Origin of the sequence: Streptomyces sp. NPDC014764 (genome assembly GCF_043082785.1) — a bacterium.
In the GTDB taxonomy this organism is placed as follows: Bacteria; Actinomycetota; Actinomycetes; order Streptomycetales; family Streptomycetaceae; genus Streptomyces; species Streptomyces althioticus.
Map to the genome: position 1 here is coordinate 103,492 of NZ_JBIBXY010000020.1, position 7,647 is coordinate 111,138.

Consider the following 7,647-nt stretch of genomic DNA (forward strand, 5'->3'; position numbering starts at 1 on the left):
AAATCCCCCCGTGCTCTCGTTCGCCACGATTATTGGCAGCAGGCGCGCCGGTCCGCAGTGACCGCACGTACGACACCGTACGGGCGGACACCGTCGTCCTCGACCCGCGCGCAGACCTCTCGCACCCGCGAGAGGTTTTTCTGTTTCCCGGCCCACCCGCAGCCGGGAACCGGGCGCGAGGGACCATGGGGGAACGGTGGAACCGGTCATTCCGGTAGACCGAGATCCAATACAGGAGCCTTCAGACCATGACCGCAACCAGCGAGCCCGACGACTCGTTCCACGTCTTCGACACCACCCTGCGCGACGGCGCCCAGCGCGAGGGCATCAACCTCACGGTCGCCGACAAGCTGGCCATCGCACGGCACCTGGACGAGTTCGGCGTGGGCTTCATCGAGGGCGGCTGGCCCGGCGCGAACCCACGTGACACCGAGTTCTTCGCCCGCGCCCGGCAGGAGATCGAGTTCCGCCACGCCCAGCTGGTCGCTTTCGGCGCCACCCGCCGCGCCGGCACCACCGCCGACCGGGACCCCCAGGTCAAGGCGCTTCTCGACTCCGGCGCGCCGGTGATCACGCTGGTCGCCAAGTCCCACGACCGGCACGTCGAACTCGCCCTGCGCACCACCCTCGACGAGAACCTGGAGATGGTCCGCGACACCGTCTCCCACCTCCGCTCCCAGGGTCGCCGCGTCTTCGTCGACTGCGAGCACTTCTTCGACGGCTACCGCGCCAACCCCGAGTACGCCAAGGCCGTCGTGCGCACCGCCCACGAGGCCGGCGCCGACGTGGTGATCCTCTGCGACACCAACGGCGGCATGCTCCCCGCGCAGATCCAGGCCGTGGTCGCCACCGTCCTCGCCGACACCGGCGCCCGGCTCGGCATCCACGCCCAGGACGACACCGGCTGCGCGGTCGCCAACACCCTCGCCGCCGTCGACGCGGGCGCCACCCACGTCCAGTGCACCGCCAACGGCTACGGCGAGCGGGTCGGCAACGCCAACCTGTTCCCCGTCGTCGCCGCCCTGGAGCTGAAGTACGGCAAGAAGGTCCTGCCCGAGGGCCGGCTGCGCGAGATGACCCGCATCTCCCACGCCATCGCCGAGGTCGTCAACCTCACCCCCTCCACACACCAGCCCTACGTCGGCGTCTCCGCCTTCGCCCACAAGGCCGGACTCCACGCCTCCGCGATCAAGGTCGACCCCGACCTCTACCAGCACATCGACCCCGAGCAGGTCGGCAACACCATGCGGATGCTGGTGTCCGACATGGCCGGCCGCGCCTCCATCGAGCTCAAGGGCAAGGAGCTCGGCATCGACCTCGGCGACGACCGCGAACTGGTCGGCCGGGTCGTGGAGCGGGTCAAGGAGCGCGAGCTCAAGGGCTACACCTACGAGGCCGCCGACGCCTCCTTCGAGCTGCTGCTGCGCTCCGAGGTGGAGGGCGGGCCGCTGAAGTACTTCGAGGTCGAGTCGTGGCGCGCGATCGTCGAGGACCGCCCCGACGGCACCCACGCCAACGAGGCCACCGTGAAGCTGTGGGCCAAGAGCGAGCGCATCGTCGCCACCGCCGAGGGCAACGGCCCCGTCAACGCCCTCGACCGCGCCCTGCGCGTCGCTCTGGAGAAGATCTACCCGCAGCTCGCCAAGCTGGAGCTCGTCGACTACAAGGTCCGCATCCTGGAGGGAAAGCACGGCACCCAGTCCACGACCCGGGTGCTGATCTCCACCTCCGACGGGGCGGGGGAGTGGTCGACCGTCGGCGTCGCGGAGAACGTCATCGCCGCCTCCTGGCAGGCCCTCGAGGACGCCTACGCCTACGGACTGCTGCGCGCCGGGGTGGAGCCCGCCTGAGGTCCTGAGACATCCGGAGCGGAGGGGGGAGAAGGACTTCCTCCGGTCCGGATGTCCGTTTCGCGGCGTATTCCGGTAGCGTCGAGGATATGAAGGCCGCACCGATGCGCACCCTCGTACGTCTGCTGCTCGTGCCGGTGGCCGCCCTGCTGGCGGTCCTGATGGTCGGCACGCCGGGGGCGCAGGCGGCCACGGACGTCTCCGTCGTCGCCGAGAAGCTGCGCGAGAGCCCTGTCTACGTCGATCCAGAAGCCCGGGACATCCTGTCGGAGTCCGACGCCGAGGCCCTCGCCGACAAGATCGAGGACGCCGACAAACCCATCTTCGTCGCCGTCCTCCCGGCCGACTTCCCCACCCAGAACCTCTTCCGCGACCTGCGCACCGAGACGGGCGTCACCGGCCTGTACGGCGTCCGCCTCGGCGACCGGTTCGACGCCCGCGCCGACAGCGGCGTGCTCAGCCGGCAGGGCGTGTCCAACCTGGTCGGGTCCGTGCAGGGGGCCGGGGACGCCAAGGCCCAGCTCAACGACTTCGTCGACACCGCGATCCGCAGTATCGGGGGCGGGGCGCCCAACTCCTGGAACGACGGCTCCGGTGACGTGCCGGTCGGCGGGCTGATCACGGTCGGCGCGCTGGTGGCGGCCGGCGGAGCGGGCGCGTACGCGGTGACCCGCCGCCGCAGGCGCCGTCACGAGGAGGAGCAGGCGGCGGCCCTGGAGAAGCTGCGTGTCGTGGTGGACGAGGACATCACCGCGTTCGGCGAGGAGCTGGACCGCCTCGACTTCCACCCCGGCGAGCCCGGCGCGGACGACGCCATGCGCGCGGACTACACACGCTCGCTGGACGCCTACGAAGAGGCCAAGTCGTACATGGCGGCGGCCACCAAACCGGAGGACGTCCGTGCGGTGACGCAGGCCGTGGAGGACGGCCGGTTCGCGCTCGTGTCGCTGGCCGCCCGCCGTGAGGGCAGGCCGGTGCCGGAACGCCGCCCGCCGTGCTTCTTCGATCCGCGCCACGGCCCCTCCGTGGCCGACGTCCGGTGGACCCCGCCCAACGGGGCGGAGCGCGAGGTGCCGGTGTGCGCGGCCGACCGGGCCCGGCTGGCCGAGGGCCGCGACCCGGCGGTCCGCGAGGTCGACACCGAGTACGGCCGCCGCCCCTACTGGGAGGCGGGGCCGGCGTACGGCCCCTGGGCCGGCGGCTACTTCGGCGGCGGGCTGCTGCCCGGACTGCTGGTCGGCACCCTGCTCGGCAGCATGATGTCCGGCCCCGGTTACGCCTCGGACTACGGCTCCGGATACGGCGACTTCAGCGGCTACGGAGGCGGTGACGTCTCCGGCGCCGATTTCGACCCCGGTGACTTCGGCGGCGGGTTCGGCGGAGGCGACTTCGGCGGGGGCGGTGGCTTCGGAGGCGGCGGGGACTTCGGCGGAGGCTTCTGACCGCCGGAGGCTTCTGACCCCGGGGCGCGCCTCGGGCCTGCGGGCCGTCGAACACACCGAGCGCCCGTCCTCCTGTACCGGGAGGAGCGGGCGCTCTCGGGTGCTGCGGAGCGTCAGCCCTTGCGGATCGCCGAGATGTCGAAGACCAGCTTGATCTTGTCGGAGACCAGCATGCCGCCGGTCTCCAGGGCCGCGTTCCAGGTCAGACCCCACTCGGAGCGCAGGATCTCGGTCTTGCCCTCGAAGCCGACGCGCTCGTTGCCGAACGGGTCCTTCGCGGCGCCGTTGAACTCCAGGTCGATGGTGATCGGCCTGGTGGTGCCGAGGATCGTCAGGTCGCCGGTGATGCGGTAGTCGTCGCCGCCCAGGGCCTCCGCCTTGGTGGAGCGGAAGGTCATGTTCGGGAACTCGTCGGTCTTGAAGAAGTCCGCGCTCTTCAGGTGACCGTCACGGTCGGCGTTGCCCGTGTCGATGCTGTCCATCACCACGTCGATGGAGGCCGTGGAGCTGCTCGGGTCGGCGCCGTCGAGGTGCAGCGTCCCGGAGAAGTCCTTGAAGTGGCCCTTCACGTTGGTGACCATCGCGTGGCGGGCGACGAAGCCGATGGTGGTGTGCGCCGGGTCGAGCTCGTAGTCGCCGGTCAGTGCTGCCAGGTCCGGGCTCACCGCGGAGTCGGTGGCGCCCTTGTCGTCGTCCTTGCGGCCGAAGAGACCCATGGTGTTCCTCCTGGGGACGGGGATGTCAACGAGATGATCCCGTTGAATGTTCAACTACTCAACACGGCTCACCGTAGACCCATTCCCTTCAAAGTTCAACATCTTTCGGGGAAGGTGTCGCGATCCGTTCGCTCGGACGAGTGAGAACGAGCGGTCGGGGGTGTGAGCGCCCCGGGCGTGAGGCCCGCCCGGCCTAGTCCGGCAGCCGGCGGGTCGGGGCGCCCTGGGTCGCACCGCGGGTGTGGATGTACAGCTGGCGCCGGTCGCCCACGTCCAGACGCTGGGGGAGCGGCAGCTCGTGACGCACCGGACGCGCGTGGTCGGCGAGCTGCCGGCGCGGGTTGTAGACCTGGTTGAACTTCCACAGCATCCGGGCGAAGTTCGTCTGCCCGTGCGCCAGGTTCCTGGCCAGCACCCTGGCCGCCCCGAACGCCGTGCGCAGCCCCAGGTGCTTGCGGTTGATGACCGCCTGGGTGCGCACCAGCTCCTCGTAGAACCGGTCCAGCGGCAGAGTGGTGGGCACCACCGCGTGCTGGATGTCGAACAGCCGGTAGTCGCGGGTGGTGAGCCGCCGCGACTCGGTGTGCCAGATCTCCGTGCCCGGGTACGGCGTCATCACCGTGAAGTGCACGATCTCCGGCACGGCTGTCGCGAACTCGCGCACCACCCGGAAGCGTTCCTCGTCCCAGGCCGGGTCCACGATCAGGTTGATGGCGACCCTGATGCCCATCCGCCGGGCCGTCTCCAGCGCCTTCAGGTTCTCGTCCGGGCTGACCCGCTTGCGGTACAGGTCCAGCCCTTCGGCGTCGATCGCCTCCATGCCGAGGAACATGTACCGCAGCCCCAGCCGCGCCCAGCGCTCGAACACCTCCGGGTGGCGCAGCAGCACGTCGGAGCGGGTCTCCAGGTAGTACTGCTTGCGGATGCGGCGCCGCTCCACCTCCGCGGCGATGGCGTCGCCGTGCTCCGGCCGGATGAAGGCCACGTCGTCCACGATGAACACGTTCGGCTCGCGGATCGCCGCCAGGTCGTCCGCCGCCGCCTCCGGGGACGCCTTGCGGTAGCTGCGTCCGTAGAACGTCCACGCGGAGCAGAACGAGCAGTCCCAGGGACAGCCCCGGGTGAACTCGATCGACGCGCACGGGTCCAGCTCGCCGATGAAGTACCGGCGCCGGCTGCGCATCAGATCCCGGGCCGGCAGCGGCTCGTCGATGCTGTGCAGCATCAGCGGGGCGGGGCCGCGCCCCGACGCCGTGACGACACCCGGCACCCCGTCCACACCGCCGTCCCGCACCGCCTCGAGCAGCGGCCCGACGGCGGGCTCGCCCTCACCCTTGACCACGGCGTCCACGGCGCCCTTCGCCTGCTCGATGACCTCCTGGGCGACGAACGAGACGCTGTGGCCGCCGAGGAACACGAAGCAGTCCGGCAGCTCCTCCTTGACCCGCTCGGCCATCCGGATCGCCTCGGGAATGTTCGCCAGGTAGTTCAGCGAGATGCCGAGCGCCTCCGGGCGGAACGACCGCACCTCGTCGCGCAGCCGCCGCACGCTCAGCACCTGGAGGTCGACCACCCTCACCTCGTGCCCCGCCTCGCGCGCGGCACCGGCCACGCGCTCCAGCCCCAGGGGTTCGAGCCTGAGGAAGATCTCGGAGTACATCAGGGCGCTGGGGTGGACGAGCAGCAGACGCATGAGGGGACCTCGTCACGGTGCCGGGAACAGGGCGGGACGTCCCTTTCGTAACCCGTCGCGCCGGGTCGCGTACTGCCCATACGCCCGCATGGCCCACCCGGCGGCACGCAGGAGTGGTTGCGCGTCGCGGCGCACCGGCCCCCGAGACCCCCGCGATTACCGGTGCCCCCGCCCGCCGGAGGGCCGCCACCGGGGCTGCCGCGAACGGGGCGCTGCGCTGGCGCGGTCCCCCGGACCGGGGGTGTCCTGGATGGCGAGGCCCGCAGCGAAGCGCATGGGAGACCGTACTCGTGACCACCACCGGCTCCGATTCCACCTACGACCCCCCGGCGGACCCCGCCGCCTCCGCCGCGGCCGCGGCGGTCGAACAGACCCCGCCCCGCACTGACCGCCGCGTCGCCCTCGTCACCGGCGCGTCCTCGGGCATCGGCGCGGCCACCGCCCGGCGCTTCGCCACCGGCGGGTGGCACCTGCTGCTCAGCGGACGCGACCGGCGGCGGCTGGAGGAGACCGCGTCCGGCACGTCCGCGGTCCTGCTGCCCGCCGACCTCGCCGCCCCCGACGGGGCGAAGATGCTGGCCGAGGCCGCGCTGCGGGAGGCCGGACGGATCGACCTGCTGGTCGCAGGGGCGGGCATCGGCTGGGCGGGCCCCTTCCTGACCATGCCGCACACCGACATCGACCGGGTGCTCTTCCTCGACCTCAACGCCACCCTCCACCTCGTGCGGGAGGTGCTGCCCGCGATGGTGGCGGCCGGGAGCGGCCGCGTGGTCCTCGTCGGGTCGGTGGCCGGCGTGGTGGGTGTCCGCGAGGAGGCGGTGTACTCCGCCGCCAAGGCGGGCCTCGCCGCGTTCGCCGAGGCGCTGCGGCAGGAGCTGCGCGGCACCGGCGTCGGCGTCACGCTGGTCGTGCCCGGCCCCGTCGAGACGGGCTTCTTCGTCCGCCGCGGCCGCCCCTACCACCGCTCCCACCCCCGCCCCACCTCGGCGGGACGCGTCGCGGCGGCGGTCTGGGACGCGGTGAGCGAGTCCCGCGACGACACGTACATCCCGTCATGGCTGACGCTCCCGTCCCGCGTGCGCGCACTGACGCCCGGCCTCTACCGGAGGCTCTTGGACCGCTTCGGCTGAGACGGAACGCTTCCGCCGACGGGGGTGACCAGGAAGGCCCTTCCGGGGGGCTGCGGCGCCGTTGCGGCGGAACGTGCGTGTCCTCTGCCGCGCGGGCAGGCGCAAGCCGGTCCCGGCAGGGGGAGGTGGCGCGTGCGTCCGCGTCCTCGGCCGAGGATCCGAGTGATGCGGCGACGGGGAGCACGCTCGCGTCCGGCACACCGACGCCGGGAGGGCCCCGGCGCCACCCTGGACATCGACGTGGTGACGCCCTGAGGGGCCTCGCCCGACGACGCCTTCCCGGTAGGCCCGCGCTCACCGTCTCCCGCACGGCAGCCGCGCTGCTCCGTCACCAGGGACGTACCGCTACGCTCTGCTCTGCGTGAGCGACCCGACCCGAACGGGCGAACCCCCGGAACTTGAATGGGAGCACCCCGTACGAGGGTGCCGGACGCCATGGGGATTCCGGTTGCCGGGCCCCGGCCGTGGCTGCGCGTCACTCCGGGGGAGGCATGCGCGACCCGCGTGTGTGAGGCGGCTCTCAGCCGCTGAGCTTTGTGCGACTCCCACAAGCAGCAGGCCCTCTGAGCAGTCGGAACGCCTGCACGGCCCTCTGGTTCTGTTCAGTGCTACCAGGAAAACACCCCGAGGACTGTGAGGAGTCGACGGCTCGCAATCAGCGGCGGGCTTCGTAAGGTCACTACATGACCGTTTTGGATGAGGCGCCGGGTGAGCCGACCGACGCGCGCGGACGCGTGGCCGAACTGCACGGGATCCGTGCGCGGGCACTGGCCGGCCCGGGCGAGAAGGCGACCCGGGCGCAGCACGCCAAGGGCA

At 71.7% G+C, this 7,647-nt stretch carries 5 protein-coding genes; 3 read left to right on the forward strand and 2 right to left on the reverse strand.

The window, feature by feature from the left end; translation table 11 throughout:
* The first annotated feature begins 248 nt into the window (after window positions 1–248).
* Both cimA and ACF1AG_RS30615 read left to right on the forward strand, forming a co-directional pair.
* The gene (gene cimA, locus ACF1AG_RS30610) at window positions 249–1,850 is read left to right on the forward strand and encodes a citramalate synthase (protein ID WP_359603327.1); all 1,602 of its coding nucleotides are present in this window, start codon (window positions 249–251) and stop codon (window positions 1,848–1,850) included.
* 89 nt (window positions 1,851–1,939) lie between these two features.
* The gene (locus tag ACF1AG_RS30615; RefSeq protein ID WP_391810719.1) at window positions 1,940–3,292 is read left to right on the forward strand and encodes a hypothetical protein; all 1,353 of its coding nucleotides are present in this window, start codon (window positions 1,940–1,942) and stop codon (window positions 3,290–3,292) included.
* Window positions 3,293–3,405: 113 nt separating this feature from the next.
* On the opposite strand, the gene ACF1AG_RS30620 is transcribed toward ACF1AG_RS30615, so the two are convergent.
* Window positions 3,406–4,008: a YceI family protein gene (locus ACF1AG_RS30620; protein ID WP_359603330.1), complete on the reverse strand. Its 603-nt coding sequence runs from the start codon at window positions 4,006–4,008 to the stop codon at window positions 3,406–3,408.
* 193 nt (window positions 4,009–4,201) lie between these two features.
* Window positions 4,202–5,701: a hopanoid C-3 methylase HpnR gene (hpnR, locus tag ACF1AG_RS30625; protein WP_359603332.1), complete on the reverse strand. Its 1,500-nt coding sequence runs from the start codon at window positions 5,699–5,701 to the stop codon at window positions 4,202–4,204.
* A 290-nt stretch (window positions 5,702–5,991) separates the two neighbouring features.
* On the opposite strand from hpnR, the gene ACF1AG_RS30630 reads away from it, so the two are divergent.
* Window positions 5,992–6,831: an SDR family NAD(P)-dependent oxidoreductase gene (locus ACF1AG_RS30630; RefSeq protein ID WP_359603334.1), complete on the forward strand. Its 840-nt coding sequence runs from the start codon at window positions 5,992–5,994 to the stop codon at window positions 6,829–6,831.
* Window positions 6,832–7,647 lie beyond the last annotated feature (816 nt).

What these genes read in the sequence shown, in the direction of transcription:
- hpnR (WP_359603332.1), bottom strand. Translation starts at nt 5,701, where the DNA reads ATGCGTCTGCTGCTCGTCCACCCCAGCGCCCTGATGTACTCCGAGATC.
- ACF1AG_RS30615 (WP_391810719.1), top strand. Translation starts at nt 1,940, where the DNA reads ATGAAGGCCGCACCGATGCGCACCCTCGTACGTCTGCTGCTCGTGCCG.
- ACF1AG_RS30620 (WP_359603330.1), bottom strand. Translation starts at nt 4,008, where the DNA reads ATGGGTCTCTTCGGCCGCAAGGACGACGACAAGGGCGCCACCGACTCC.
- cimA (WP_359603327.1), top strand. Translation starts at nt 249, where the DNA reads ATGACCGCAACCAGCGAGCCCGACGACTCGTTCCACGTCTTCGACACC.